The organism is Carbonicoccus niuqiaonis (genome assembly GCF_050157065.1).
In the GTDB taxonomy this organism is placed as follows: domain Bacteria; phylum Actinomycetota; class Actinomycetes; order Propionibacteriales; family Propionibacteriaceae; genus Avipropionibacterium.
Genome location: NZ_CP189573.1, coordinates 3,870,947 through 3,897,002, shown reverse-complemented (window position 1 = coordinate 3,897,002; position 26,056 = coordinate 3,870,947). Strand labels below are relative to the sequence as shown.

Here is a 26,056-nt window from a genome sequence, read left to right as displayed (position 1 = left end):
TGGACCGAGTGGGCAGACCTTCCCTGTCCATTGAATCCCGGTTCATCCTTGTGCGCGTGTGGTGTTTGGACCTGCACGCCGTACGTCATCCAGAACGGATCCCGCCATGTCGGCCCAACCTTCCCATTCTTCCGAGCCTGCCCGCGCCCGGCGCACCCCGAAGTCCAAGGACCGCTGGTCCGCCGCCAAGAAGCGGGCTCGCAACGCCGGCCCCGCCAGGTCGAACGACCGCTCCGGGCGCCCGGCACGGTTCGAGCGGGAGGATCGCCCCGCCCGTTTCGAGCGCGCTGAGCACAGCGACCGGCAGCGCTCCGGTCGGCCCTCCCGCTTCGAGCGTGACGATCGTCCGGCACGCTCGGAGCGCAGTGATCGCAACGAGCGCCGGGATCGCCCGCGGTTCGACCGCGACGACCGGCCCTCCCGTTACGGCCGTGACGATCGTCCCCGAAACGATCGCCAGGATCGCCGTGACCGGCCGCGCTTCGAGCGGGACGATCGTCCGGCGCGCTCGGACCGCAACGATCGACCGCGCTTCGACCGTGATGAGCGTCCCCGTCATGACCGTGACGATCGCGGGGGACGTCCGGCGCGCTACAGCCGCGACGATCGTCCCCGCAACGACCGGTCCCGCAACGACCGCCCGGCACGCTTCGATCGTGATGATCGCCCGCGCAATGACCGCCCGCGCAATGAGCGTCCGGCACGCTTCGATCGTGATGATCGCCCGCGCAATGACCGCCCGCGCAATGACCGGCCGGCGCGTTTCGATCGTGACGACCGGCCCCGCTCGGCCGAGCCGCGCCGTGATCACCACGCCGAGGCCGTCGTGCACGCACCGCTCGAGGCGGTCGAGGTCGCTGCCGACGAGGTGGCCCATCTCGGGTTCGCCGAGCTCGGCCTCGAGGGCAACCTGATCGACGCGCTCGCCAAGCTGGGTGCCGAGCACCCGTTCCCGATCCAGGCCGTCACCGTCCCCGAGGTGCTGGCCGGCCGCGACGTACTGGGCCGTGGCCGTACCGGCTCGGGCAAGACCATCGCGTTCGGTGCCCCCCTCGTGCAGCGGATCGCGCAGAGCACCACCCAGCCCAAGGGCAAGGGCGGCAAGACGTACGGACGCAAGCCACGCGCGCTGATCCTGGCCCCGACCCGCGAACTCGCCCAGCAGATCGACCGAACGGTGCAGCCGCTGGCCCGCGCGGCCGGGCTCTACACCGTGCAGATCTTCGGCGGCGTCCGGCAGTTCAAGCAGGTGTCGGCCCTGCAGCGTGGGGTCGACATCGTGATCGGCACCCCCGGCCGCATCGAGGACCTGATCGAGCAGGGCCACCTGGACCTGTCCGAGGTCGAGATCACCGTGCTCGACGAGGCCGACCTGATGTCGGAGTTCGGGTTCCTCGAGCCCGTGCAGCGAATCTGGCGTGGCTGTCGGCCCGACGGCCAGCGGCTGTTGTTCTCCGCGACCCTCGACAAGCAGGTCGACGACCTGGTCACCGAGTTCCTCCGCGAACCGTTCATCGCCAAGATGGCCGACGAGGACCAGTCGACCGCCACGATCGAGCACCACGTCCTGGTCGTGGAGCAGCGCGACAAGGGTGAGGTCCTGCTCGAGCTGGCCTCTGTGCCCGGCCCGATCCTGGTGTTCGCCCGCACCCGTGCGTACGCCGAGCGGCTGGCCGACGACCTGGAGGACGCCGGCATCAAGGCGACCAGCCTGCACGGCAACCTGACCCAGGCCCGCCGCACGCAGAACCTGGCGAAGCTGTCGTCGGGTCGCAAGCAGGTGCTCGTCGCCACCGACGTCGCCGCCCGCGGCATCCACCTCGACGACATCTCCTTGGTCGTCCAGGCCGACATGCCCGACGACCCGAAGACCTACCTGCACCGCGCCGGTCGGACGGGTCGTGCCGGGCGCAGCGGACGGGTCGTCACGCTGATCCCGCGGAACCGGCGCCGCAAGCTGGCGCACATGCTGCAGACCGCCGAGGTGTCGGCCGAGATGACCCCGGTCGAGCCCGGCGGGGCCGTCATCTGGGAGTGACCCGCGCATGCGGCTCTATCTCTCCTCCTATCAACTGGGCGACCACGCGCAGGTGCTCGCCCAACTGGTGGGTGGCCGTGGCCGCGGCCTGGTGATCATGAACGCGTTGGACGGGTACGACGAGGAACGTCGCCGACGCGACAGCTTGGTTCAGATGGCTGCGCTCGGCGAACTGGGACTCGAGGCGGCCGATCTCGACCTGCGCGAGCACGATCCGTCATCCATCGCCGAGGCCGTCGGTCAACCCGACTTCCTCTGGGTGCGAGGCGGCAACGTCTTCACGCTCCGGATGGCCTTGGCCCGCTCGGGGATGGATCGCCTGATCGTGGCTGGCCTGCACCGGGATGCCTTCGTCTACGCGGGCTTCAGCGCCGGTCCATGCGTGCTGGCACCGTCCCTGGCCGGCCTGGAACTGTGTGACCCGGTCGAGGACTGCATGGCTGCCTACGGTGCCGTGCGCCGTGACGGGCTCGGGGTGTTGGACCGTCCCGTGGTCCCGCACCTGGATTCACCCGAGCATCCGGAGACCCGACTGCTCGGTGAGGTCGCCGCCCAGTACGACCGAGAAGGTCAGCCCTACTGGGCCCTGCGGGACGGCGAGGTGCTCGTGGTCGACGGCGCCGGGTCAACAGTCCTTTCGGGAGTGCATGACTGATCGGGGACACTCCGCTCAGTCGTCCTCCTCGAGCGGTGACCTCCTCGAATGAGGCCGTTTGCACCCATGAACAGAAACTCATTCCGACGATTCGCCGTCCTGCTGATCGCCGTGCTCTTCGGGTCATCCCTGGCCCTGGCCGGGGCCCCGACCGCGCAGGCCGCCTACTCGGCCAGTGCGACGGCGCCCGGCGCCAGCTTCCGGGGCAAGGTGTACTACGGCAACAGCAAGGTGAGCATCAGCGGCGTGCTGCAGGACACCCACCGGTCGAACGGGCACAAGGCCGAGTTGCACGTCCGGGCGCAGACTGTTCGGTGGGGCAGCAACAAGGTCCGCACCGCGCAGTACGGAGTCCCGAGCTGGACCTGGACCAGCGCGAGGGCCGGGGGCGGGGTCACCAACCACTCGGTCAAGAAAGTCCGGATGCAGTACCGGGTGTGCTCCCACACGCACTGCTCCAGCTGGCAGACGACCGCCTGGCGCTACTGATCCTGACGCGCGACTGGTCCTGCCATGATGGTGGGCCATGACCGACCCACACCCGATCACCCGCGCCCAGTTCGCGTCCCCGGTGCCCCCGGGGACCGGCTGGCCGGGTGATCCGGCGTCGGGGGACACACCGGTCGCCGAGACCGCCGAGGCGGTGGTCGAACTGGCCGCCGGCGCGGACACGATCGCCGAACTCGACGCCCGGGTCAGCGTCTGCCGCGCCTGCACCCGACTGGTCGAGTGGCGCGAGTCGGTGGCGACCACCGGCCGCCGCGCCTCGTTCGCCGACCAGCCGTACTGGGGTCGTCCCGGACCGTCCTTCGGCGACCCGGACGCCGAGGTGTTGATCATCGGCCTCGCCCCGGCCGCGAACGGGGCCAACCGCACCGGCCGGATGTTCACCGGGGACCGCTCCGGCGACTGGCTGTACGCCGCGCTGCACCGGACCGGATTCGCCAACCAGCCCACCGCGGTCGCCGCCGGGGACGGCTTGGAGTTGACCGGCTGCCGCATCGTCGCCGCCGTCCGATGCGCCCCGCCGGCCAACAAGCCGACCGGTGAGGAGGGCCGTACCTGCGCCCCGTGGTTGGACCGGGACCTGGCCCTGGCCACGCCCCGACTGCGCAGCCTGTTGGCTCTCGGCGGACTCGCCTGGCGGACCACCCTGGCCGCCACGGCCCGGCTCGGCTGGCAGGTGCCGCGACCCCGGCCGAGGTTCGGCCACGGTGCGGAGGCCGAGTTGATCACCCCCGACGGGCGCACCGTCCGGCTGGTCGGCAGCTACCACGTCAGCCAGCAGAACACCTTCACCGGAAAGTTGACCGAGTCGATGCTCGACGACGTCCTCAACCGTCTCCGGTGACCTCGCCCCCGGTGACCTCCCCTCCCACGACCTCGGGCAGGGGGGTGGACGTGGACCCTACCTGCCGGTAGCGTGCTCGATTCCGAGCCTGATCCCCCTGGAGTTGATCATGAAGAGGTCCATCCGCGCAGTGCTGAGCGGCTTCGCCGTCGCCGCACTGCTCGCCACCAGCGTCACTGCCACTGCCGACGCCCGAGGTCGGGGCCACGTCGGTGAACCCGGTCCGGTCGAGATCCCGCAGCGTTACCTCGACCAAGAGGTCAACTGGGCTCCCTGTTCGTTCGACGGTACGGTCAAGGGCCTGTACCCCGACGCACCCGACACCAACTGCGCGACCGTCACCGTGCCGATGGACTGGCAGAACCCGGACGACCATCCCGACATCCAGGTCGCGATCGCGTACTCCGAGGCCACCGGCGACTCCAAGGGCCTGATGGTCACCAACCCGGGTGGCCCCGGCGGTGCCGGCCTCACGCTGAGCGCAGCACTGGCCATCTCGAAGACCCAGCTGTTCAGCGACTACGACCTGCTCGGCTTCGACCCCCGTGGGTTCGGCCGATCCACCCGGCTGAGCTGCCCGATCGACGCCGCCGAGCTCGCTGCGCTGCCGGTCACCCCCGACTACCGGGAGCGGACCAAGCAGACCCACGAGGTCGAGGTCGCCGAGGCGAAGCTGTTGGCCAAGGCCTGCTCGGCCACCGAGTTCGCCGAGTTCGTCGACACCCAGCAGACCGTGTACGACATGGACTTCCTGCGGGCGCTGCTCGACCACGACGAGATGAACTACATCGGCTACTCGTACGGCACCTGGCTGGGCACGTGGTACGCCGACACCTACCCCGAGCGGGTCGGCCGGTTCATCCTCGACTCCAACATGAACTGGGTCGGCGACATGTACGACAACCAGACCAGCGACTCGCTGTCGTTCCAGCGGCGCCGTGACCAGATGCTGTTCCCCTGGATCGCCCGCAACAACGAGACGTACGGCCTCGGGACGACCGCGAAGGCGGTCGAGCAGCGGTACGAGCAGATCCGCGCGAAGCTGGTCGCCAACACCAAGGCGGGTGTGGAAGGTCCGACCGGCTACGAGCTCGACATCGCCGTGCTGAACCCGATCTACACCAACGCCGGCTTCCCGACCGCGGCCGAGGCGATCGTCGAACTGGGCAAGGTCGCCGACTCCGGCGAGGTCAGCCCGGCCGCCCGGACCGCGCTCGCGGCCGCGACCGACAACCGAGCGGTCACCCCGGCGGACCTGCTGGCCGACAAGCGGGCCGAGGCGAAGCAGTCGAGTGAGCAGATCGTCGACCTTGGGTCGGTCGGCACCGTGGTTCGCTGCAACGACACCCCGTACGGCTCGAATCCGCAGCCGTACCTGCGGGCCGCCGACCGCGACACCCGCAAGTACAGCTACATCGGCTACTTCAACACCGTGCCGATGTGCGCCTTCTGGCCGCACCAGCAACAGCCGCGTCGGATGGACCTGACCGGATCGCCGCAGCTGTTGATGTTCCAGGCCGAGGGTGACCCGGCGACCGCCACCGAGGGTGCCCTGCAGAGCCACTTCCGTACGCTCCGCAAGACCGTGTTCGTCGGGGTGCCGCAGGAGGGCCAGCACGGGCTGTACATCGACGGGCCGTCGGCCTGCGTGGAGCAGATCGGCGACGCATTCCTGTTCGATGCGAAGGCCACCCTGCCCAAGGACATGACGCTGTGTGCCACTTCGCCGCTGCCGGGAGACTCGCAGGTCCACGACCTGCGCGGACCGCTCGACTGGGTCGAGTGGTGGATGGCGCCGCAGCCGACCAAGAAGAAGGGCAACCCGATGCTGAAGCAGGCCCGGCGTGAGGCAGCGGGCCGCTTCTGAGCGAGTTGTGTCGACAAAAGCACTTGTGAAGGGACAACGAGGCGACAGACCCGCGCGAAAAGGTCGCATTCTTCTATGGCACTAAGTGGGCAACTCCACTAGGCTCCCTGCGAGATCGCACACTGGTCGGTGGCCGATCACGTACAACGTAGGGAACCCCATGTCCTCTTGGCCTTCCGTCGGTGCTGTGGTGCGTCGAACCCTGGCTGTGCTGTTCGCGACCATGCTGGTGATGGCTTCGGGGGTGATGGTCAGACCGGCGGCCGCCGCGACCGTCACGGTCACCACGCGGGATGAGGTGTAGGCCGCCTTCGACAACGCAACCGGTCCGGACTACCGCATCGTCCTGGGCGCCGACATCACCATGATGAGCGGTCCGTTCCTCGACGTGCCGGCGGGTCAGAAGGTGTACCTGGAGCTGAACGGGCACACCCTGCACAGCAACGTCACGGCCAATGACAAGGAGGCCGGTATCGGCGTTCCGGCGACGGCCGGCCTGGAGGTCACCGACAGTGTCGGCGGCGGTCTGCTGCGGGTCCGGGGCGGAGACTTCCATCCCGGGCTCGGGGTCGCGATCTTCCTCGGGCTTGAGGTGTTGGCGGCATTGGCAGCGGTGGCGCTGGTGGTGGGCATCGTTATGACCTTCCTCGACATCGCTGATGCCCTCGCTGAGTTCTTCCGCGATCCTGGGGCCTTCATCCAGAAGGTCCTCGATGACCCTTGGGCGGCACTCGAGAACCTCATCTGGTTCGGTGTTGGCCTGATCCCCTTCGGAATCGGCAAGGTCTTCCAGCGCTTACGAAAGCCGTTCAGAGAGCTCGTCGAAAATGCTGCCCCTTGGCTGAAGAAGAAGTGGGACGAGCTCGCGGCCTGGGGGGAGGAAGAGATGGGACGACATCGCCAGCAAGACCGGTCTGAAGCTTCGGGAACTGGACGACCGTCTGCACGGACGTCCGCACCCGGGGTCGCCTGTCTCTCGTGGTCGCGAATAAACGGGAACCGGGACTGGCAGAGGCAAGAACGCGTTCCCGAAGCAAGCGGGACCCAACGAGGTTCTGTATCGCACTGATGGCCATGGCAAGGTCACCTACTATCAGGAGTACGGCCGGACGGACTGCCCACGAAGCGGGTTGACATCGATCCGAACTCCAAGCCCCACGCGGGCGTTCCCCCGCCGCACGTGCAGGAGTACACGCGAGTCACCAACCCGAAGACTGGCGAGACGTACGTGAAGAAGTCGCCAAAGGTCCGCCCGGCAACACCAGAAGAGGTGCACAACCTGTGATGTCTTTTGACGCGATGTCCGATCCCACGGTGTCGTCGTGGGCGGAGGAGCTTGAGCCACGTGGTGATGCTCAGCTCTACCTTCAGCACGAGGTGGGTGTGGCAGGGGTAGTGGCCGTGGCAGAGCGGGCCATGCCCAAGCTCATCGAGGTGGACGGGATCGTCCTCGTGGAGTCGCAGTACGACCCCGACACGTTTGAGGACTGGCGGCGCACACTGGGCGAAGACCGGGCGGCACTGGCCCGAGCGGTCAACCACTTCGTCGTCTGGGACGAGCTCGAGGCGGACGGGGAGCGCAATGATCACAGCGACGACATGGCCGCTGAGTTCATCGCCGCGTGCTGGCGGACGAGGGCAGCCGCTGACTTCCCTGGCCGCAACATCGTCGTCGAAGTGGTCGACCAGTACGGGCCCACCGTGGTGATGTACGAGCCGAACGTCTAGAGGGCATTGGGCCAGGTGCCATGAGTGACGAACTCGGAGTCCTGGACGGGGCTTACGCGGCGCTCTTCGGCACCTACCTCAGCAGCGGCGTCGAGGCTGCGGCCTTCCGGTCCCAGTTCTACGCGACGATGACATCGGACACCCGCCTCGGGGACGACGTTCGCTACGCGATCCTCCAGCGGGTCTTCTTCGGCCTCGAGGATCTCCTGCTGGACGCAGATCTTCCCGACGGCGAGCGGTGTCGTCGAGGCGTTCGGCGGCAACCTTGCCGCAGCCATCGGTGGTGCCCAGGGTGGCTCCGGTGGCTCGGTCACCATCCAGCCCGGGGCGGCGGTCACCGCCGACGGTGGCGACGGTGCCGCGGGCATCGGCGGCGGGGCCGGCGGTGATGGTGGTGAGGTCACCATCAACGGCGGTACGGTCACCGCCACCGGCGGACCCCACGCTGCCGGCATCGGCGGTGGATCCATGGGCGACGGGGCCGATGTGGTCATCGGCTCGGCAGCGACGGTGACCGCACAGGTGCAGGGCGGTGATGGCTCGGCCATCGGTGCGGGAAGCTTGGGCCTCGACTTCGGGTCCCTTCACAATGCCGGGACGCTGATCCTGCTGCAGTACTCCCTGTTCGTCGATCACGGCGGCTCGATGACCAACTCCGGCACCATCCGCAACGCCGCATCCATCGCAGGTGACGGCACGATCTTCAACACCGGGGTGATCGTGAACACCGGCACCGTTGCCGGCGACGTCACCGTGACGAACAACAGCTACCTGCTGCAGTTCCACGCCGAGGGGTGGCAGCCCCACCGGCCGACCGGTGGGTGTACGCCCCGACCCTGGCCATGGCCGAGGAGGCCCTCCCGGCGGCGCCGGTACGGCAGGGCCACGAGTTCCTCGGCTGGTTCCGGCAGCCGGGCGCGTCCGGCGCCCCGGTCTCGAGCAGCACCATCCTGGGGGGCGGCAACGGCCCGACGACGGTGCCGCTGTACGCGGGCTGGACCAGTGTCGCGACGCCGACGACGCTCTTGCTCTCGCCGACGACCCACGAGATCGTCGCCGGGGAGAGTGTGACCTACACCGTCACCGGTGCGGACGAGTTCGGCAACCCGGTTGACGTGTCGGGGGCGGCGCTGACCAGTAGCGAGGCCGATGACGAGGTCTCGGGGTGGTCGGTGACCGCGCAGCAGGAGGGCGTTCGTACCATCACCGCGAGTGTGGGGAACGTGACAGCGACGGCCTCGCTGACGGTGTCCGTGGCGCCGGTTGCGACGCTGTGGATCGCGCCGAAGAACCGGCAGGTCGTCGCCGGCTCGACCATCTCGTACGTCGTCGTCGGTGAGGACGAGTTCGGCAACCCGGTCGACGTGTCGGGGGCGGCGCTGACCAGCAGTGAGACCGGCGACGAGATCAGGGGCTGGCTGGTGACCCCGGAGAGTGTGGGGTTCGTACGATCACCGCGACGCTGGGAGACGCGACGACGACTGCCGAGCTCACCGTGGTCGCCGCGGCGGCGGTGTCACTGACGTTGGTGGTGTCGGGTGAGCCGGAGGTGGTGGCCGGGACGCCGGTGGACCTGGTGGTGTCGGCCGCCGACGAGTTCGGCAACCCGGTGGACACCTCGGGTGTGGTGATCACCAGTTCGGTCGATTCGGACACGATGGTCGGATTGACGGTGACGCCGACCGCGGCTGGCGATCGGACGTTGACCGCAACGTTGGGACAGTTGACCGCGACGGCTCCGTTGTCAGTGACGCCCGGTGCCCCGACCGTCCTGGAGCTGTGGATCGAGGATGGCGAGTCCCCGGTCGACGTCGGCGGTTCGTTGACGTTGGGCGTCTCGGCGACCGACGAGTTCGGCAACCCGGTGGACACCTCGGGTGTGGTGGTCACCAGCTCGGTCGCCACCGACGAGATCGACAGCCTGACGGTACGGTTCCCGACGGCGAGTCCGCACGTGCTGACCGCCACCTTGGGCGATGCCACCGCATCGCTGACCGTCGAGGTGACCCCGGCCGAGCAGCCAGCGCCCCCGCCGCCGGTGGACGACGTGCCGCCGGTGGACGACGTGCCGCCGGTGGACGACGTCCCGCCCACCACCGGTGGTGGTCTCGCCGACACCGGTGTCGCGACGGGTGCGGCCGCCGGGTCGGCTGCCGCGGTGATGTTGCTGACTGCGGGTGGGTTGTTGCTGGTCAGGAGCCGACGCCGTACGAGCTGATCAGTGGTTCAGCGGCGGGCGTAGAGGTCGCGCAGCAGCGCGATCTCGGCGCCGTGGTGGATCACCTCGCGGTGGATGTGGAGCACCAACGTCGCCATCGGCTTGTCGGCGAACCCGCCCTCGGCCTCCCCGACCGGGCGGGCCAGGTCGGCCGGGTCCAGTTGGGCGATGGCGCGGGTCCAGTGGGCGTACTGGGCGTCGAGCTGGGCCAGCGCCTCGTCGGCGGTGCCGGCGTAGTCCCAACCGAAGTAGTCGGCCTCCGGGCCGTCGAAGTGGCTGTGGTTGCGTGCCCCGAACACGCCCACGATGACGTGACCCAGCCGCCACGCGATCGTGGTGACCGGGGCGGGTTCCGGCGGCGGGAACGCGAAGTCGATCGTGAAGTCGCCGCTCCCGGCCTGGATCTCAGCGGTCGAGGTGCCCCGGGGCCGTACGTTCCAGCCGGGCACCGGCTCCCAGAAGTACTCGTCGTCGGTGAGGCCGTCGAGCCGGGCACGGAGTTGGTTGTTCCAGTGCCAGGTCAGTTGCTCGCCCAGTTCACGGGTCCAGTCGATGGTCATGGCCATCACCCTTGCAGAGTCACCGGCCGCTTCCGGTCCGGAACGGACACCGCCGTCCCGGTCCGCCACACCCGGGCGTCGACCACGCGAGCGCCGAGCCGGGTGGCCACCAGCTCCGGGGCGTGGGTGATCACCAGGATCGCGGCGTCGGGCCACAACCGGTCGACGTCGTCGAGCAGGGCGCCGGCGGTGGCCCGGTCGAGGTGTTCGGTGGGTTCGTCGAGTACCACTACGTCGACCCCGCGCAGCACCAGCCGGGCGAGCGCGACCCGGCGGGCCTCCCCGCCCGAGATCGCGGCGCCGTGCTCACCGACCCGCCGGCCGGGATCGAGGTCGAGCCCCACCCGGGCCAGCGCGGCCGAGACCTGGGCATCGGTGGCGTCCGGCCGACCGAGCCGGACGTTCTCGGTGACCGTGGTGTCGAACAGGTGCGCATCCTGGGCCAGGTAGCCGATCCGGCCGGTCACCGTGACCTGCCCGGCCGGGGGCCCCAGCAGCCCGATCACGGTCGCCGCCACCGTGGTCTTGCCCAGCCCGCTGGGCCCGGTGAGTGCCACCCGGCCACCCGGGCCCACGGACAGGTCGACACCGGTCAGGACGGGTGCCGCGCCGGGCCAGCCGACGGTGACGTCGGCCAACTCGATGCTGCCGACCGCCGGAGCGACCTCACCGGTGAGTCGGTCGGGGTCGGCGATCGGTGGCGCACCCGCCCCGACCGCACGGACCCGGGCCAACGCCGTACGGGCAGCGGTGCGGGTGAGCGCGGCGACCGGCAACGTCCCCAGCACCTCGGTCAGCGCCAGCGGCAGGAACACCAACACCGCGAACACCGGTCCGGACAACGTGCCGGCGGCAACCGCCGGGCCGCCGATCACCAGCGCAGCCAGAGTCGCCGCACCGATCCCGACCAACTGCAGGGCCGCGGCGACCCCGCCCGCGGTGGCGGCCCGCTGTTCGATGTCGCGGAGTCCGTGGTCGGCTGTTGCCACCCGAGCCAGCCGCGCGGGCGCCGCACCGTAGGCGGTGAGTTCTGCCGCGAGCCGATGCGCCTCGCCGACATGGCCGGCGAACACGGCCCGTTGGTCGGTGAGTCGCTGCTGGCCGCGGCGGGCGAGGGCGTCGCCGACCGCCGGAGCGATCAGCCCGGACACCACGACCCCGACCACCAGAGCGAGGGCGACGCCCGGGTGGACGACCGCGGCGAACGCGATCGCCGCCACCACCACGACGACCGCGACGACCTGCGGCAGCGTCGCCCGCACCGTCCGGTCGACCACGGCTCCGACGTCGCGGGTCAGCCGGTTGACCAGCCGGTGCTGTTCACGTCCCAGCAGCAGTTGGTCGGCGAGCCGGGCGTACGTGCTGATCCGCAGCCGCGACTGCTGCCGCAGCCCGACGTCGTGACCCGCCAGCCGCTCGACGTAGCGGAAGACGCCCTTGCCGATGCCGAAGAACCGGACCGCGACGACGGCCACCATCAGGTGCAGCACGGGCGGGTGCTCGGCCGCCCGGGTCAGCAGCCAGGCCGCGGTGGCCAGCAGTGCGGCACCGGAGCTGGCCGCCAGCACCCCGAGCACGATGGCGCCGACGAACCGGGTGCGCTCGCCGAGCCGGGCCAGCCACGCCGCACCGAAGGCCTGTCGCCCCTCGGGCTCGGCCTGCCGTCCCTCGGGCTTGGCTTGCCGTCCCTCGGGCCTGTCGAGAGGCAGCTCGTCCCGCCTGGCTGGAGCGGCGACCCTGATCACGTCCTCGGCGATGTCGGTGAATCCGGCCCGGTGGGTGACGGCGATGACCCCGACCCCCGGCGGCAGGCCGCGCACCACGGCCTGCTCGGTGGCGACGTCCAAGCCGGCGGTCGGTTCGTCCAGCAGCAACCAGCGGGCGCCGCCGGCGGTGATCCGCAGGCGGGCCCGGGCCAGCGCGACCCGGCGTCGCTCGCCGACCGACAGCCCACCACCGTCACCGCCGACGTGCCGTCCCAGCTCGAGGTCGCCGGCACCGCACCGGTCGAGCACTTCCCGTACGGCATCGTCGTCGGCCGGCGGGTGGCCGAGCCGGACGTTGTCGGCGACCGTGCCGGTGATCATTCCCGGGGTCTGCGGCACCCACGCGACCTGCCGGCGCCAGGCGGCGGCGGTGGCCGGGGTCAGCGGGGTCTCGTCGAGGCTGATCGTCCCGGCGCCGGCGGTGAGCAGGCCCATGATCAACTCCAGTGCGGTCGTCTTGCCCGACCCCGAGGGGCCGGTGATCGCGGTGACCCGACCGGCCCGGATGGTGCAGCTCAGTGGGTCGGTCCGGTGTGGCCGGTCGACGGCCGTCACTCCTGTCAACGTGATCAACTGGACCGGTGGCAGCTCGGCCACCTCGTCGGTGACCGGTGGGGCGGAGTCGATCATGGTCAACGCCTCGTCGGCGGCCGCCATCCCGTCGGCCGCATCGTGGTAGTGGGTGCCGACCTGCCGCAGCGGCAGGTAGGCCTCCGGTGCGAGCAGCAGCACGAACAGCGCGGTCCCCAGTGCCAGCTGGTCGTCGACCACCCGGAGCCCGACGCCGACCGCGACCACCGCGACCGACAAGGTGGCCAGCAGCTCCAGCACCAGGGCGGACAGGAACGCCACCCGGAGTGTGCCCATCGTCTCGGCGCGGTGCCGCTCCTCGGTCCGGCGCAGTCCGGTGACCTGTGACCGCGCGCGGCCGAACCCTTGCAGGGTGGTGAGTCCGGCGACCAGGTCGGCGAAGCGGTGGGCGAGCACGGCCTGGGCCCGCCAGCGCTTGTCGAGGCGGTGCCGGGTGGCCAGCCCGACCAGCACCATGAACAGGGGGATCAGCGGGACGGTCAGCGCCACCGTGATCGCGGCGACGAGGTCGGCGGTGGCGATCGCGATGCCGACCACCACCGGCACCACGACCCCCAGCACCAGCGCGGGCAGGTAGCGGGCGTACCAACCGTCGAGGGCGTCGAGGCCCTCCCCGACCAGGGTCATCAGCCGACCGGACGAGCCGGTCGTGGCCCGCGGTCGGCGCAGCCGGGCGGCCAGCACGTCCAGCCGGAGCTCCGACTTCACCTGTGCCGAGGCCCGGTGCCCCAACCACTGCTGCAGCCAGGCCGTCGCGGCCCGGCCGGCCAGCACGACCGCGAGCAGGGTCAGCCGGTCGGCGGTCCCGGCCAACCCGGAGTGGTCGACCAGGTCGGTGACGACGGTGGCGAGCAGCCACGCCTGGGTCACCACCAATCCGGCCTGCACCGCGCCGACCAGGACGGTCGCCGCCAGGTACCCGCGGGTGGCGCGACCACGGCGCAGCAGGCGCGGGTCGACCGGCGGCCCGGAGCTCACGGGTGTGTCCCGGTGGGCTCGGGCAGGTGCTGGACGCCGATCCGTTTGCGGAAGACCCAGTACGTCCAGACCTGGTAGCCGATCACCACCGGGGTGGCGATTGCGGCCGCCCAGGTCATGATCATCAAGGTGTACGGCGAGGAGGAGCCGTTGACCACGGTCAGGCTGTTCGCCGGGTCGTTGGTGGCCGGCAGCAGGTAGGGGAACAGGCCGAGGAACAGTGTGGCGACCGCCGCGGCGGTGGTGACCGCCGTCCCGGCGAACGCCCAGCCCTCGCGGCCGACCCGGTTGGCGAGCAGGGCGCCGACCAGCGCGACCGCCGCGACCGCGGTGGTCGCCCACACCAGCGTCGTGTGTGCGTGGGCGAGGTTGAACCAGACCGCGAACCCGACCAGCGCGACGGCGGCGACCAGGCCGATCCGGCCGGCCAGGCGGCGGGCCCGGACCCGGATGTCGCCGACGGTCTTCAGGGCGATGAACAGCGCGCCGTGGGTCAGGAACACCGTGGTGGTCACGACACCGGCCAGCAGGGCGAACGGGTTGAGCAGGTCGAGCAGGCCGCCGGTGATGTCGTGGTCGGCGTCCAGCGGGAGGCCGGCGACGATGTTGCCGAAGGCGACACCCCACAACACCGCCGGCACGGTGGAGCCGACGATGATGCACCAGTCCCAGTTGCGCCGCCACCGTGGGTCGTCGCGTTTGCCGCGGTACTCGAACGCGACGCCGCGGACGATCAGCGCGAGCAGGATCAACAACAGCGGCAGGTAGAAGCCGGCGAAGACGGTCGCGTACCACTCCGGGAAGGCGGCGAACATGGCGCCACCGGCGACCAGCACCCACACCTCGTTGCCGTCCCAGTGCGGCCCGATCGTGTTGATCATCACCCGCCGCTCACGTTCGTCACGGGCCAGCACCGGCAGCAACATGCCGACACCGAAGTCGAAGCCCTCGAGCACGAAGTACCCGACGAACAGCACCGCGACCAGCGCGAACCAGACGAACTGCAGGGTTGAGATGTCCATGATCAACTCGTCTCAGTAGGCGAACGTGAGGGGGGCGTCGACGTCGTCGTCCGACGCGTCGCTGTCGGGAGCCGCCTCGGCCGAGACGTCGGGGAGACCGCGGCGGATGTAGGTGAGCAGGAGTCCGACCTCGACGACGGCCAGCACCCCGTAGACGATGGTGAACGCCACCAGTGAGGTGATCACCTCGCCGGTCGTGGTGCCGGGGGAGACGCCGGTGAAGGTGGGCATCAGTCCGAACACCAACCAGGGTTGGCGTCCCATCTCCTTGAAGATCCAGCCGAACGAGTTCGCGAACAGGGGTGCCAACGGCAGGGCGACCAACAGCGGAAACCAGAGTCGGTGCCGGGGCAGTCGGCCGCGTCGGGTCACCCACAACAGCAGCAACCCGGTACCCATGGCGGCGAAGCCGAGGCCCATCATCAGCCGGAAGCTCCAGTAGGTGACCGGCACGTTCGGGTTGAACGAGGTGAGCTGGGCGGCCACCTCCGGCCCGTACAGCCGCTCCAGCTCCGGGGCGAACCGTTCGGCGTACTCGGCGTTGAGCGGGTTGATCCCCTCCACTTCGGCATCGGGGGTGCCCTCGGCCAGGAACGACAGCACGTACGGGATTCGGATGCTGAAGACCTCGGCCGAGCCGTCCAGGGTGCCGATGGTGAAGATCGAGAACCCGGCCGGCTGCGCGGTCTCGTACAACGCCTCGGCGGCCGCCATCTTCATCGGCTGTACGTCGGTCATCACCTTGCCCTGGACGTCGCCGCTGACCATCACCCCGGCGCCGGCGACCAACATCACCACGGCCCCGAAGCGGAGTGCCCACCGGTGGGCGTCCCGGTCCGTGAGCTGGTCGACGGGCTCGACGGGGGTGCGGGTGGAGCGCCACAGGTGCCAGCCGGAGATGGCGGCGATCAGGGCGCCGGAGGTCATCAGGCAGGCGAGCAGCTGGTGGGGGACGGTCACCAGCACGACCGGGTTGGTCAACACGGCCCCGATGTCGACGAGCTCGGCCCGCCCCTTCGCCTCGTTGATCACGAAGCCGACCGGGTTCTGCATCCACGAGTTCGCCGCCAGGATGAAGATCGAGCTCAGCCAGGTGCCGATCGCGGCGAGCCAGATCGCGGCCAGGTGGAGCGGTCGAGGGATCCGGCCCCAGCCGAAGATCCACAGCCCCAGGAAGGTCGACTCGAGGAAGAACGCGAGCAACCCCTCCAGCGCCAGCGGGGCACCGAAGACGTCGCCGACGAAGCGCGAGTAGTCCGACCAGTTCATCCCGAACTGGAACTCCTGCACGATGCCGGTGGCAACCCCCAGTGCGAAGTTGATCAAGAACAACTTGCCGTAGAACTTCGTCAACTGCAGGTACCGGTCGTTGCCGGTGCGCAGCCAGATGGTCTGCAGGGTCGCCACCAGGACGGACATGCCGATCGTGATGGGGACGAAGAAGAAGTGGTAGACGGTGGTGATCGCGAACTGCCAGCGCGCCAGGGTGACCTCGGTCATGGATGCCAACGTACTACTGTCTGTCGTACTACCAAGAAAAGTACGACAGTGATCCGTACTACACTGGTTCGTACTACTACGAAACGTACTACGCGAGTGTTACAGTTGGCGGTACGTCGCGGGCACCCCCGCGATGTCGTCGCTCTGCAAAGGAGGCGGGATGGCCTCGCTCGGCGACCTGGAACGCCAGGTCATGGACGTGTTGTGGGACAGTGCGGAGCCACTGTCGGTGAGGCAGGTGCACTCTGCGGTCACCGGTGATCGTGACCTCGCCTACACCACGGTGATGACCGTGCTCGTCCGCCTTGCCGGCAAGGACATCGTGATGCGCGAACGCGACGGCCGGGCCTGGCTGTACCGTCCCGCGCGCAGCCGGGAGGAGATGGCGGCCGAGGCGATGCACACCGTGCTCGAGGACGACGGCACCGACCGGTCGGCGGCACTGCTGGCGTTCGTCGACCGGGTCACCCCGGAGGATGCCGACGCCCTGCGGCAGGCCCTGGCCACGCTGGAGCAGACGTCGTCGGCGCGGGACCGGACCCGGAGCCGTCGACGCTCGTCATGATCACCGCACTGGTGTTGGTGGTGATCAGCCTGGTGCTGGTCGGGCCGGGTCCGTACCTGGTCAAGCGGTGGCGTTGGCTGCACCAGGTGCCCCGGGCGGCCATCGTGTTGTGGCAGGCCGGAGCGGTCGCCGCGTTGGTGGCGGTCATCGGGGCCGGGGTGAGCGTGTTGCGGCACCTGCCCGACGTCGTCCACCCGGTACGGCTCGCGGTGTCGGCGGTGGTGTTGATCTTCGTCGGGCACGTGGTCGTCCGGCTGCTCTGGTTCGGGATCCGGGAGTTGGCGCGTTCCGGTTCGCGGCGGCGACGTCACCGTGACCTGGTCGACCTGCTCGCCCGGTCCGAGGAGGGCCGTACGGGATCGCGCCACTACGTGGTCAGCGGTGCCGAGCCGGTGGCGTACTGCCTGCCCGGCTTCTTCTCCAGCTCTCGGGTGGTGGTCAGTTCCGGGGCCCTCGACACGTTGGCCGAGGACGAGTTCGACGCGGTGCTGGCGCACGAGCAGTCGCACCTGCGGGCCCGTCACGACATCGTGCTCGACACCTTCGCCGCACTGCACCGGGCGTTCCCGGTCGGGGTCCGCAGCGAACTGCCGCTGCAGCAGGCCCGTGTGCTGGTGGAGATGATGGCCGACGACAACGCCGTCCGGCAGGTCGGCTCCCTGCCGTTGGTGCGGGCGATGGCGGCCCTGTCGCCGGGCCCGGCACCGGAGGCGGCCCTCGGGTTGGGCGGTGCGCTGGCGCCGCGGCTGGACCGGCTCACCAGCCGGTCGGCCAACCGTCGTTTGCTGGCACTGCTCACGTACGCGATGGCGCTGTCGCTGCTCGCGGTCCCGGTGGCCGTCCTCCTCGTGGGCTGACCCGCCTCAGCCGACAGAGCCTCAGCCGATCGAGATCGTGCGGGTGTGCAGGCCGGTTGCGCCGTCGGGTGCCGGCGGCACCTCCTGCTCGGTCTGCCACTCACCGTCGGAGTCGCGCGCCCGGCACCGCAGTTCGTGGTCGCCGGGAGTGGCCTGCCACTCGAACACCCACTGCCGCCAGGTGTCCGGGCCGGTGGTGTCGGCCAGCCGTGCCGGCTGCCAGGCGCCGCCGTCGACCTGCACCTCCACCGCGGCGATCCCGGTGTGCTGGGCCCAGGCGACCCCGGCGACCTGGACGGTGCCGGCGTCGGCGCGGCCGCGGGGGACGTCGATCCGGGAGGCGAGCTTGACCGGCCCGAGCGCCGACCAGCCCAGGGGCGTCCAGTAGCCCTGGTCCGCGGCGAAGGTGGTCACCTTCAACTCCGTCACCCACTTGGTGGCCGAGACGTATCCGTACAACCCGGGGACGACCAGCCGGGCCGGGAACCCGTGCTCCAGCGGTAGCGGCTCCCCGTTCATCCCGATCGCCAACAGGGACTGGCGTTCCGGGTCGGTCATCGCCTCCAGCGGGGTGCCGGCGGTGAACCCGTCCTTCGACCGCGACAGCACCATGTCCGCACCAGGCAGCGGACCGGCTTCGGCCAGCAGCTCCCGCAGTGGCAGGCCGAGCCAACGGGCGTTGCCGACCAGGTCACCACCCACGGTGTTGGAGACACAGCTCAAGGTGGCGACGTGCTCGACCAGCTGTCGACCCGACAGCGTGGCGTAGTCGATCACGACCTCGCGCTGCACCATCCCGTAGATCCGCAGTTGCCAGTCGAGGTGGTTGATCCGCGGCACCACCAGCGCGGTGTCGATGCGGTAGAAGGTGTTGTTGGGGGTCACGTACGGCGACAGTCCACTGAGCTGCAGGTCCGTCGTGGTCGGGATCGTCACCGGATCGGCCGGCGTCGGCAGGGGAGGGCCGGGTGGCCCGCCGCCGGGACGGCCGACGGTGCCGGTGACCACCCGGTCGGCCGCGAATCCGAGTGCGGCCGCGATGCCGCCCCCGACCAGCCACTGCACGAAGTTGCGGCGACTCTGCGGCGACGGTTCCGCGGTGGCGTCGTCGAGCCGGTTCAGCAGGGCCGACAGCAACGCGAAGCTGATCCCGACCGCGACGGCGGCCGGTACCAGGGCGACCAGCCACATGTCCGGGCCGAGCAGGGCGCAGCGGGCTGCGAACACCGCGACCGGGCCGATCACCGCCCACGCGAGCCGTTCCCGGTCGTACTCCAGCAGCCCGGCCAACGCCCCGAGCGCGAGCGCGACCAGTGTGATGACCGCCAGCAGAACGGGCTTGTCGGCGTGGCCCAAGGTGTCCTTGCCGAAGTTGACCACCGGCCCGGGCAGGACGGCGATCAGCCAGTCACCGATCGCGACCACCGGCGACGAGGACGGTGCCACCACCTGGGCGACCAGGGCGGCCGCGGCCAACCCGGCGGCCGTGGCGACCACCCCGGACAGGGCCGCGAACAGCCGCGGACGCCGGGGTGCGGTCGCGGGCCCGGGCGTCGCAGGCTCGGGCGTGGGCGTCGACGCCTCCGGGACCCGCGCTTCGGTGACCGCCATGGTGCCATCGTCCTCCTGCGGGGCAAATCGCGCACGGCCGGTGACCCCGTACCCTCCTAGGCTCCGTCTCGTGGGCACCAACCTCGCTGTGGAGACCCGGACGCTCCAGCAGGCCTGGGGCTACTACTTCTTCCTGGGTGACGACTCGGTCAGGTTGCCGGCGTTCATCGAGGAGCACTGTCCGATCACCCTGTACGACTCGGGCCTGCTTTCCGCGCACCTGCATGGGCACCCGGCCTTTGCGAGTGAGCTCCACTCGGCGGCAGGTCGCGTACCGACGTTGTTGAAGGGCGTCGCCTCGGCGTTTCAGGCGACAGCAGCTGCCTACCAGAACAACGAGGCCGATGCGGCGGTGCAGGCGGCGATGCTGTTTCCCGAGGCCCGGATCGCCGATCCCACCCCGGAGGCGGCGGGGCCGATGCAGGTGCAGACGCAGCTGACGGGTCACGACGACAAGTTCCCCGACTGGTGGAATCCCAGCCAGGCTCTGGTGGAACCGAGCGGCGAGGCACCCGGTGTCGACGGCGCCCTGGATCGGTTGAACGACCTGTTGGGCGCGGTCCCGGGGTCGCTGGCCGACGAGTTCCTGGGGTTCATCGGGCTGGGCCCCACCGACATCGCCAAGAAGGTCGTGGGCGACTGGGACCGGCTCCACCACTGTGGCCTGGCACTGCACGCGGTGGTCGACTACCACGCCCAGCTGAGTGTGCTGATCCGGGATGCGGGGGTGGCGACGACGTCGGGGTGGTCCGGCATCGGGGCCGACCGGGCCGAGGCGTACCTGGCCTCGTTGGCGAACGCCATGGAGACCCAGTGCGTCAAGCTGCCGCAGTTCGCCGACGGCTGCCTCAACACCGCCAATGCCTGGAAGACCCTGGTGGATGCCCTGACGGTGCTGGTCGAGGGAATCGTGGGCCTGGTGGCGGTGCTGATGGCCCTGCTCAGCAGTGCCGGCATCGCCCTCCCGGCCGGCGCCGGCCTGGTGGTCACGGCCGCCCGGGTGGGACCCGCCGGGGTGGCGATCGCCAACACCCTCACGATGTTGTTCACGGCCGTGCTCAGCACGTTGGGCGCCGGGGCCAATCTCGTCGCGACCCTGTCGGGGACGCTCACCGAAGCTCTGACGTACGAGTACCCGGCCTATCGGATCACCCTGCCCGACATCGCCGGCGACCCGGACGAGCTTCCGCCGTACCCGAGTGAGTTGCTGTGACCGAGCCATCGGAGGAGCCGACGCCGACGCTGGAGTCGCTGGTGGCCGACGCCCTGGCCGCGGTGGCCCGCACCCGGGGGGATGACGACTTGACCGCCAAGCTGGACCAGGTGGCCAAGGGCGACCTGCACCCGGCGGCACTGTTGAAGGACGAGCGCCTGGCCACCGGGACCGGACACACCACCGTCCCCCCGGAGCCCGATCCCGAGGAAGCCGAGCGGATCGCAGCAGAGGCGAACGCCGCCGCCCAGCGATGGTTCGACGACTTGGTGGAACGCACCCCCTCCTTGCGCCTGTTGCTGAGCGGGGAGGTGCCGGGGTTTGACGCCGGGCGCCCCATCCCGGGCTGGGAGCCACCCCCGATGAGCGCCGATCCCGACGCGGTGCTCAGGGCGATCGACGAGGGTGCGGTCGAGTCGGCCGGGCCGCGCGCCGCCCCGATGCCGGGTTACACCCGCCGCCCGCTGTCAGCCGGCGACTGACGAACTACTCGCCAGCCGGCTCCAACGCCTGCGCTGCGACCTGCTCCGTGGCCTGGTCGTCGATCGGTGCGGTGAACTGGCTCTGGTAGAGCTTCGCGTACGCCCCGTCGGCGGCGATCAACGCGGCGTGGTCGCCCTGCTCGACGATGTGGCCGTCCTCCATCACCAGGATCACGTCGGCATCGCGGATCGTCGACAACCGGTGGGCGATCACGAAGCTGGTCCGGTCGGTCCGCAACCGGGCCATCGCGTGCTGCACCAGCAGCTCGGTCCGGGTGTCGACCGAGCTCGTCGCCTCGTCGAGGATGAGCAGCGCCGGATCCGCCAGGAACGCCCGCGCGATGGTGATCAACTGCTTCTCACCGGCGGACACGTTGCTGCCCTCCTCGTCGATCACGGTGTCGTACCCGTCGGGCAGCGAGTGCACGAACCGGTCGACGAAGGTGGCCTCCGCAGCGGCGACGATCTCGTCCTCGGTCGCGTCGGGGCGGCCGTAGGCGATGTTGTCGCGGATGCTGCCGTGGAACAGCCAGGTGTCCTGCAGCACCATCCCGATCTGCGAGCGCAGGGTGGCGCGCGGCAGCGTGGACACGTCGATCCCGTCGAGGCTGATCCGCCCGCCGTCCAGTTCGTAGAACCGCATGATCAGGTTGACCAGGGTCGTCTTGCCGGCCCCGGTCGGGCCGACGATCGCGACGGTCTGCCCGGGCTCGACGGTCAGGTCGAGGTCGGTGATCAGCGGCCGGTCCGGCAGGTAGGAGAAGTCGACGCCGGAGAACTGCACCCGCCCCTTGGTCGGCCCGGTGATGGCGGCCGCATCTGCGGTCTCCACCTCGATCTCCTCGTCCAACACCTCGAACACCCGCTCGGCACTCGCGATGCCGGACTGCAGGATGTTGGCCATCGAGCCCAGCTGGGCCAGTGGCTGGGTGAACATCCGGGAGTACTGGATGAACGCCTGCACCGCACCGATGTTGAGCTGGCCCGAGGCGACCCGCAGGCCGCCGACGACGGCGATCGCGACGAAGCTGAGGTTGCCGACGAACATCATCAGCGGCATGATCAACCCGCTGATGAACTGGGCGCCGAAGCTCGAGGTGAACAGTTCCTCGTTCTTGTCGGCGAACACCTTCTCCACCTCGCGTTGCCGGCCGAACACCTTGACCAGCGCATGTCCGGTGTAGGCCTCCTCGATGTGGCCGTTCAGCTCACCGGTGGTCTTCCACTGCTTCACGAACAGCTTCTGCGACCGGGACCCGATGACCACGGTCAACCCCAGCGACACCGGGATCGACGCCAACGCCACCAGTGCGAGCACCGGTGACACCCAGAACATCATGAACAGCACGCCGATCACGGTGAGCAGTGAGTTGAGCAGTTGGCTCATGGTCTGCTGCAGTGCCTGGGAGATGTTGTCGATGTCGTTGGTGACGCGGCTGAGCAGCTCGCCACGGGGTTGCTGGTCGAAGTAGCTCAACGGCAGGTGGTTGATCTTGTCCTCGACCTCGTTGCGCAGTCGGTAGATGGAACGCTGGACGACCTCGTTCAGGATGAAGCCCTGCAACCAGCCACACAGTGCGGCTACCACGTAGAAGGTGAGCACCATCGCCAAGATGGTGGCCAGTTCGTTGAAGTCGACACCCTGTCCGGGCACCACGTCGAGCCGTTGCACCATGTCGGCGAAGGTGTCGTTGCCGGCGGCCCGCAGCTGCTCGATGACCTGCTCCTTGGTGGCCCCGGCGGGCAACTGGGAGCCGATGATGCCGGTGAAGATCACGTCGGTGGCCTTGCCCAGGATGTTGGGGCCGACGACGTTCATCGCGACACTGGTGGCACAGAGCACCAGCACCAGGATCAGCAGCGGCCGCTCCGGGGCGAGCTTGCCGAGCAGCCGCTTGGTGGAGCCGCGGAAGTCCATCGCCTTCTCGACCGGAGCGGCACTGTGCGGACCGCGCCGCTCGGTCGGGCCGTACTTGGGACGCTCCGGGGCCTTGGCCGCCGGCTTCTCCGGGGTGGTGGTGTCACTCATGCGGTTGCCTCCGCGGCCAGTTGGGACTCGACGATCTCGATGTAGGTGGGGCAGTCGACGAGAAGTTGATCATGGGTGCCGTGGCCGACGACCTCACCGTCCTCGAGCACGATGATCTGGTCGGCGTGCCGGATGGTGGAGACCCGCTGTGCGACGACGATCATGCACGCGGTCCGGGTCTCGGCGGCCAGGGCGGCCCGCAGCCGGGCATCGGTGGCGACGTCGAGGGCGGAGAACGAGTCGTCGAACAGGTACGTCCCCGGCTTGGCGACCAGCGCCCGCGCGATCGCGAGCCGTTGCCGCTGGCCACCGGACACGTTCGTCCCGCCCTGGGCGATCTCGGTCTCGAGCTGGTCGTCCTTCTCCCGTACGAAGTCCTCGGCCTGGGCGATCCGCAGGGCGGCCCACAGCTCCTCGTCGCCTGCGTCGGGGTTGCCGTACCGCAGGTTGCTGGCAACCGTCCCGGTGAACAGGTACGCCTTCTGCGGGACGAGTCCGAGCTGGTCCCACAACGTGTCGGGCTCGAGCTCGCGGACGTCGACCCCGTTCACCCGGACCGAACCGCTGGTGACGTCGAACAGTCGGGGGATCAACCCGAGCAGGGTCGACTTGCCGGCACCGGTGGAGCCGATGATGGCGGTGGTCTGCCCACCGCGGGCGGTGAAGGTGACGTTGCGCAGCACCGGCTCGTCGGCGCCGGGGTAGCTGAAGGTGACGTCGTCGAACTCGACGCTCGGCTCCGGGTCGACGTTGGTGACACCCTGCTGCGGCGGGACGACCGAGGAGTCGGTCTCGAGCACCTCGCCGATCCGGTTCGCGCACACCGTCGCGCGCGGCAGGATCACCAACATGAAGGTGGCCATCATGACCGACATCAGGATCTGCACCAGGTAGGTGAGGTACGCCATCATGTCGCCGACGCCGAGCTGGCCGTCGACCACGCGCCGGGCACCGAACCACAGCACCGCGACGCTGGAGACGTTCATCATCAACATCACCGTTGGGAACATCAGCGCCATCCACCGGCCGGCGATCTTGGCGGTGTGGGTGAGGTCGGCGTTGGCCTTGTCGAAGCGCTCCACCTCCTGCGGCTCCCGGACGAAGGCCCGGACCACCCGGATGCCGGTGATCTGCTCGCGCAGCACCCGGTTGACCACGTCGATCCGGCCCTGCATCAGCCGGAACTGGGGACCCATCTGGGAGACGATCCCACCGATGGCGGCAGCCAGCACGACCACGGCGACCACGATCAACCAGGACAGGCCCACGTCGGTGCGCAGCGCCATGATCACGCCACCCACCATGGTGATCGGTGCCGCGACCAGCATGGTGCAGCTCATCAGCACCAGCATCTGCACCTGCACCACGTCGTTGGTGTTGCGGGTGATCAACGACGGCGCGCCGAATTCGTTCAACTCCCGGGCCGAGAACGACAGCACCCGGTTGAACACCGACGTCCGGACGTCGCGGCCGAACGCCATCGCGGTCCGGGCGCCGAAGAACACCGATCCGATCTGGCACAGGATCTGGGCGAAGCTCACCGCGAGCATGATCAACCCGGTCTGCCACACCAGTGTGGTGTTGCCGGTGGCGACGCCCTCGTCGATGATCGTCGCGTTCAGCGAAGGCAGGAACAGGTTGGCCATCGTGCCGATCAGCTGCAGGACCACGACCAACAGCAGCCACGGCCGGTACGGCCGCAGATGAGACAGCAGGAGCTTGACGAGCATCAGGAGGTCTCCTCGGAGGCGTGGACGATGCCGTACAGCAGCACCGTGATCAGGTTGTCGGGGTTGTCCATGCAGCCGTGCTTCATCATGGGGTGGCTCATCAGCAGGACCGAGGACTGCACGAAGGCGGCAGCGTCGGTGAGCGGGACACGGAGGCGGTCGGCGTCGGGCTTCAGGATGTCAGCGACCGCGGTGGTCAGCATCCGTTGATGTTCATGCTGGTGCTCCCGCAGCCGGTGCGGGTCGTGGCCGTCCGGGCCGGAGTGGCCGATCTCGCGGAGCAACGGGAACACGGCCGCGACCTCGGTCACGTGTTCGGTCAGGATGTCGATCAGCTCGGCCAACCGGTCGGGCAGGTCGAGCTCGTGGTCGATGTCGTCGATGGCGTCGCAGGTGTCGCTCGGATCGAAGGTGCTCGCGATCACGGCGTGCAGCAGGTCGGACTTGGTGGGGAAGATCCGGAACAGCGTCCCCTCGGCCAGGCCTGCGGCGTCGGCGATCTGCCGGGTGGTCACGTTGATTCCGTGCTCCCGGATCAGCGGCTTGGCGACCGCCATGATCTGGGCCCGCCGTTCGTCGGCGGGCAGGGGTTTTGCTCTGGTGCGCACGGCGGTCAACGTACCACTGAGTGAGCACTCACTCCAACTGGGTCACGACATGGCAACGGGTGGCAACCCATGGCGGGTGCACCACGTGATCCGGGTGAGAGAAGGAGGGCATCATGAAGAACGGTCTTCGTGCCGGTCTGGCTGCTGCGGTAGCCGCCGGAGTGCTTGCCGCCTCGGCCGTGGCCACCGTGTCACCCGCCGATGCCGTCGCCGCCACCCCGTACTGCGGGATCTGGTGGGGTTCGACGGCCAAGACCTCGTCGCTGCTGCGACCTGGCCCCGTCGTCGACGTCCGCGCCGGACGCCACGACTGCTTCGACCGGCTCGTCGTCGACGTCGCCGGACCCGTCACCGGCTACCACGTCAGCTACGTCGACGTGGTACGCGCCGACGGCTCGGGCCACGCGGTGCCGCTGGCCGGTGCCGGCGACATCCGGGTCGCGATCCACGCCCCCGCGTACGACTCACGCGGCAACAGCACCTTCCGGCCGGCGAACCGGTCGGCGGTGGTGAACGTCGCCGGGTGGTCCACCTTCCGACAGGTGGCGCTGGTCGGGTCGTTCGAGGGGTACACCACGATCGGGCTCGGTGTCCGCGCCCGACTCCCGATGCGGGTGTTCGTGCTCCCCGGGCCCGGGAGCAACTCCAGGGTGGTGATCGACGTCGCCCACCGGTGGTGACCGATGA

25 protein-coding genes and 1 pseudogene are annotated in these 26,056 nt (G+C 69.6%); 16 read left to right on the top strand and 10 right to left on the bottom strand.

The window, feature by feature from the left end:
- Positions 1-85: 85 nt before the first annotated feature.
- Complete coding sequence (locus ACQBAU_RS17760; RefSeq protein ID WP_465255395.1) at positions 86-877, bottom strand: hypothetical protein; 792 nt, start codon at positions 875-877, stop codon at positions 86-88.
- On the opposite strand from ACQBAU_RS17760, the gene ACQBAU_RS17755 reads away from it, so the two are divergent.
- From ACQBAU_RS17755 to ACQBAU_RS17715, 9 genes and pseudogenes are all read left to right on the top strand, one after another.
- Positions 827-2,038, top strand: coding sequence for a DEAD/DEAH box helicase (locus tag ACQBAU_RS17755; protein WP_434549714.1), 1,212 nt, complete (start codon positions 827-829; stop codon positions 2,036-2,038). The genes ACQBAU_RS17760 and ACQBAU_RS17755 overlap by 51 nt on opposite strands.
- A 7-nt stretch (positions 2,039-2,045) precedes the next feature.
- Positions 2,046-2,693, top strand: a complete 648-nt coding sequence (locus ACQBAU_RS17750) for a Type 1 glutamine amidotransferase-like domain-containing protein (RefSeq protein WP_465255396.1) — start codon at positions 2,046-2,048, stop codon at positions 2,691-2,693.
- Between the two features lie 66 nt (positions 2,694-2,759).
- Entirely contained in the window at positions 2,760-3,182 is a 423-nt protein-coding gene (locus ACQBAU_RS17745; protein ID WP_465255397.1) for a hypothetical protein, read from the top strand.
- Positions 3,183-3,219: 37 nt separating this feature from the next.
- Complete coding sequence (locus tag ACQBAU_RS17740; RefSeq protein ID WP_434549711.1) at positions 3,220-4,044, top strand: uracil-DNA glycosylase; 825 nt, start codon at positions 3,220-3,222, stop codon at positions 4,042-4,044.
- A 109-nt stretch (positions 4,045-4,153) separates the two neighbouring features.
- Entirely contained in the window at positions 4,154-5,911 is a 1,758-nt protein-coding gene (locus tag ACQBAU_RS17735; protein ID WP_465255398.1) for an alpha/beta fold hydrolase, read from the top strand.
- A 364-nt stretch (positions 5,912-6,275) separates the two neighbouring features.
- Positions 6,276-6,980, top strand: coding sequence for a hypothetical protein (locus tag ACQBAU_RS17730; RefSeq protein ID WP_465255399.1), 705 nt, complete (start codon positions 6,276-6,278; stop codon positions 6,978-6,980).
- Positions 6,981-7,025: 45 nt separating this feature from the next.
- Complete coding sequence (locus ACQBAU_RS17725; protein WP_465255721.1) at positions 7,026-7,196, top strand: polymorphic toxin type 24 domain-containing protein; 171 nt, start codon at positions 7,026-7,028, stop codon at positions 7,194-7,196.
- A gap of 131 nt (positions 7,197-7,327) precedes the next feature.
- The gene (locus ACQBAU_RS17720) at positions 7,328-7,639 is read left to right on the top strand and encodes a hypothetical protein (RefSeq protein WP_434549709.1); all 312 of its coding nucleotides are present in this window, start codon (positions 7,328-7,330) and stop codon (positions 7,637-7,639) included.
- 201 nt (positions 7,640-7,840) lie between these two features.
- Positions 7,841-8,080, top strand: a pseudogene (locus ACQBAU_RS17715) (hypothetical protein); the annotation flags it as partial.
- A 191-nt stretch (positions 8,081-8,271) separates the two neighbouring features.
- Here the strand turns inward: ACQBAU_RS17715 and ACQBAU_RS17710 are convergent.
- Positions 8,272-8,403, bottom strand: coding sequence for a hypothetical protein (locus ACQBAU_RS17710; protein WP_465259412.1), 132 nt, complete (start codon positions 8,401-8,403; stop codon positions 8,272-8,274).
- A 30-nt stretch (positions 8,404-8,433) separates the two neighbouring features.
- Here ACQBAU_RS17710 and ACQBAU_RS17705 point away from each other — a divergent pair, with 30 nt between their 5' ends.
- Positions 8,434-9,162: an Ig-like domain-containing protein gene (locus ACQBAU_RS17705; RefSeq protein WP_465255400.1), complete on the top strand. Its 729-nt coding sequence runs from the start codon at positions 8,434-8,436 to the stop codon at positions 9,160-9,162.
- A complete protein-coding gene (locus ACQBAU_RS17700; protein ID WP_465259411.1) occupies positions 9,135-9,857 on the top strand; it encodes a hypothetical protein in 723 nt (240 codons plus the stop codon). The genes ACQBAU_RS17705 and ACQBAU_RS17700 overlap by 28 nt, the downstream gene beginning before the upstream one ends.
- Positions 9,858-9,865: 8 nt before the next feature.
- Here the strand turns inward: ACQBAU_RS17700 and ACQBAU_RS17695 are convergent, their stop codons facing one another.
- Genes ACQBAU_RS17695 through ACQBAU_RS17680 form a run of 4 tightly spaced genes read right to left on the bottom strand, consistent with a single transcriptional unit; the run spans position 9,866 to position 16,274 of the window.
- Positions 9,866-10,417: a DinB family protein gene (locus ACQBAU_RS17695; protein WP_434549707.1), complete on the bottom strand. Its 552-nt coding sequence runs from the start codon at positions 10,415-10,417 to the stop codon at positions 9,866-9,868.
- A gap of 5 nt (positions 10,418-10,422) precedes the next feature.
- The gene (cydD, locus tag ACQBAU_RS17690; protein WP_465255402.1) at positions 10,423-13,752 is read right to left on the bottom strand and encodes a thiol reductant ABC exporter subunit CydD; all 3,330 of its coding nucleotides are present in this window, start codon (positions 13,750-13,752) and stop codon (positions 10,423-10,425) included.
- Positions 13,749-14,774, bottom strand: coding sequence for a cytochrome d ubiquinol oxidase subunit II (gene cydB / locus ACQBAU_RS17685; protein WP_465255403.1), 1,026 nt, complete (start codon positions 14,772-14,774; stop codon positions 13,749-13,751). Before cydB ends, cydD begins: the two co-directional genes overlap by 4 nt.
- Positions 14,775-14,786: 12 nt before the next feature.
- The gene (locus ACQBAU_RS17680) at positions 14,787-16,274 is read right to left on the bottom strand and encodes a cytochrome ubiquinol oxidase subunit I (protein WP_465255404.1); all 1,488 of its coding nucleotides are present in this window, start codon (positions 16,272-16,274) and stop codon (positions 14,787-14,789) included.
- 160 nt (positions 16,275-16,434) lie between these two features.
- On the opposite strand from ACQBAU_RS17680, the gene ACQBAU_RS17675 reads away from it, so the two are divergent.
- Both ACQBAU_RS17675 and ACQBAU_RS17670 read left to right on the top strand, forming a co-directional pair.
- Positions 16,435-16,839, top strand: a complete 405-nt coding sequence (locus tag ACQBAU_RS17675; RefSeq protein WP_434549703.1) for a BlaI/MecI/CopY family transcriptional regulator — start codon at positions 16,435-16,437, stop codon at positions 16,837-16,839.
- Positions 16,836-17,696, top strand: coding sequence for a M56 family metallopeptidase (locus ACQBAU_RS17670; protein WP_434549702.1), 861 nt, complete (start codon positions 16,836-16,838; stop codon positions 17,694-17,696). The genes ACQBAU_RS17675 and ACQBAU_RS17670 overlap by 4 nt, the downstream gene beginning before the upstream one ends.
- Positions 17,697-17,717: 21 nt before the next feature.
- Here the strand turns inward: ACQBAU_RS17670 and ACQBAU_RS17665 are convergent, their stop codons facing one another.
- Positions 17,718-19,307, bottom strand: coding sequence for a molybdopterin-dependent oxidoreductase (locus ACQBAU_RS17665; protein WP_465255405.1), 1,590 nt, complete (start codon positions 19,305-19,307; stop codon positions 17,718-17,720).
- 70 nt (positions 19,308-19,377) lie between these two features.
- On the opposite strand from ACQBAU_RS17665, the gene ACQBAU_RS17660 reads away from it, so the two are divergent.
- Together ACQBAU_RS17660 and ACQBAU_RS17655 are read left to right on the top strand one after the other, a co-directional pair.
- Positions 19,378-20,520, top strand: a complete 1,143-nt coding sequence (locus ACQBAU_RS17660; protein WP_465255406.1) for a hypothetical protein — start codon at positions 19,378-19,380, stop codon at positions 20,518-20,520.
- Complete coding sequence (locus tag ACQBAU_RS17655) at positions 20,517-21,002, top strand: hypothetical protein (protein ID WP_465255407.1); 486 nt, start codon at positions 20,517-20,519, stop codon at positions 21,000-21,002. Before ACQBAU_RS17660 ends, ACQBAU_RS17655 begins: the two co-directional genes overlap by 4 nt.
- A 4-nt stretch (positions 21,003-21,006) precedes the next feature.
- Here ACQBAU_RS17655 and ACQBAU_RS17650 read toward each other — a convergent pair whose 3' ends face one another.
- From ACQBAU_RS17650 to ACQBAU_RS17640, 3 genes are read right to left on the bottom strand one after another with little or no spacing between them, the layout of a single operon-like run.
- Positions 21,007-23,031: an ABC transporter ATP-binding protein gene (locus ACQBAU_RS17650; RefSeq protein ID WP_465255408.1), complete on the bottom strand. Its 2,025-nt coding sequence runs from the start codon at positions 23,029-23,031 to the stop codon at positions 21,007-21,009.
- A complete protein-coding gene (locus ACQBAU_RS17645; protein ID WP_465255409.1) occupies positions 23,028-24,761 on the bottom strand; it encodes an ABC transporter ATP-binding protein in 1,734 nt (577 codons plus the stop codon). Before ACQBAU_RS17645 ends, ACQBAU_RS17650 begins: the two co-directional genes overlap by 4 nt.
- On the bottom strand, positions 24,761-25,369 hold the full coding sequence (locus ACQBAU_RS17640) for a TetR/AcrR family transcriptional regulator (protein WP_465255410.1): 609 nt from the start codon (positions 25,367-25,369) through the stop codon (positions 24,761-24,763). The genes ACQBAU_RS17645 and ACQBAU_RS17640 overlap by 1 nt, the downstream gene beginning before the upstream one ends.
- Before the next feature lie 113 nt (positions 25,370-25,482).
- Between ACQBAU_RS17640 and ACQBAU_RS17635 the strand changes: the two genes are divergently transcribed.
- Positions 25,483-26,049 (top strand): AMIN-like domain-containing (lipo)protein, encoded by a 567-nt coding sequence (locus ACQBAU_RS17635; RefSeq protein WP_434549695.1) that lies wholly within the window; start codon positions 25,483-25,485, stop codon positions 26,047-26,049.
- Positions 26,050-26,056 lie beyond the last annotated feature (7 nt).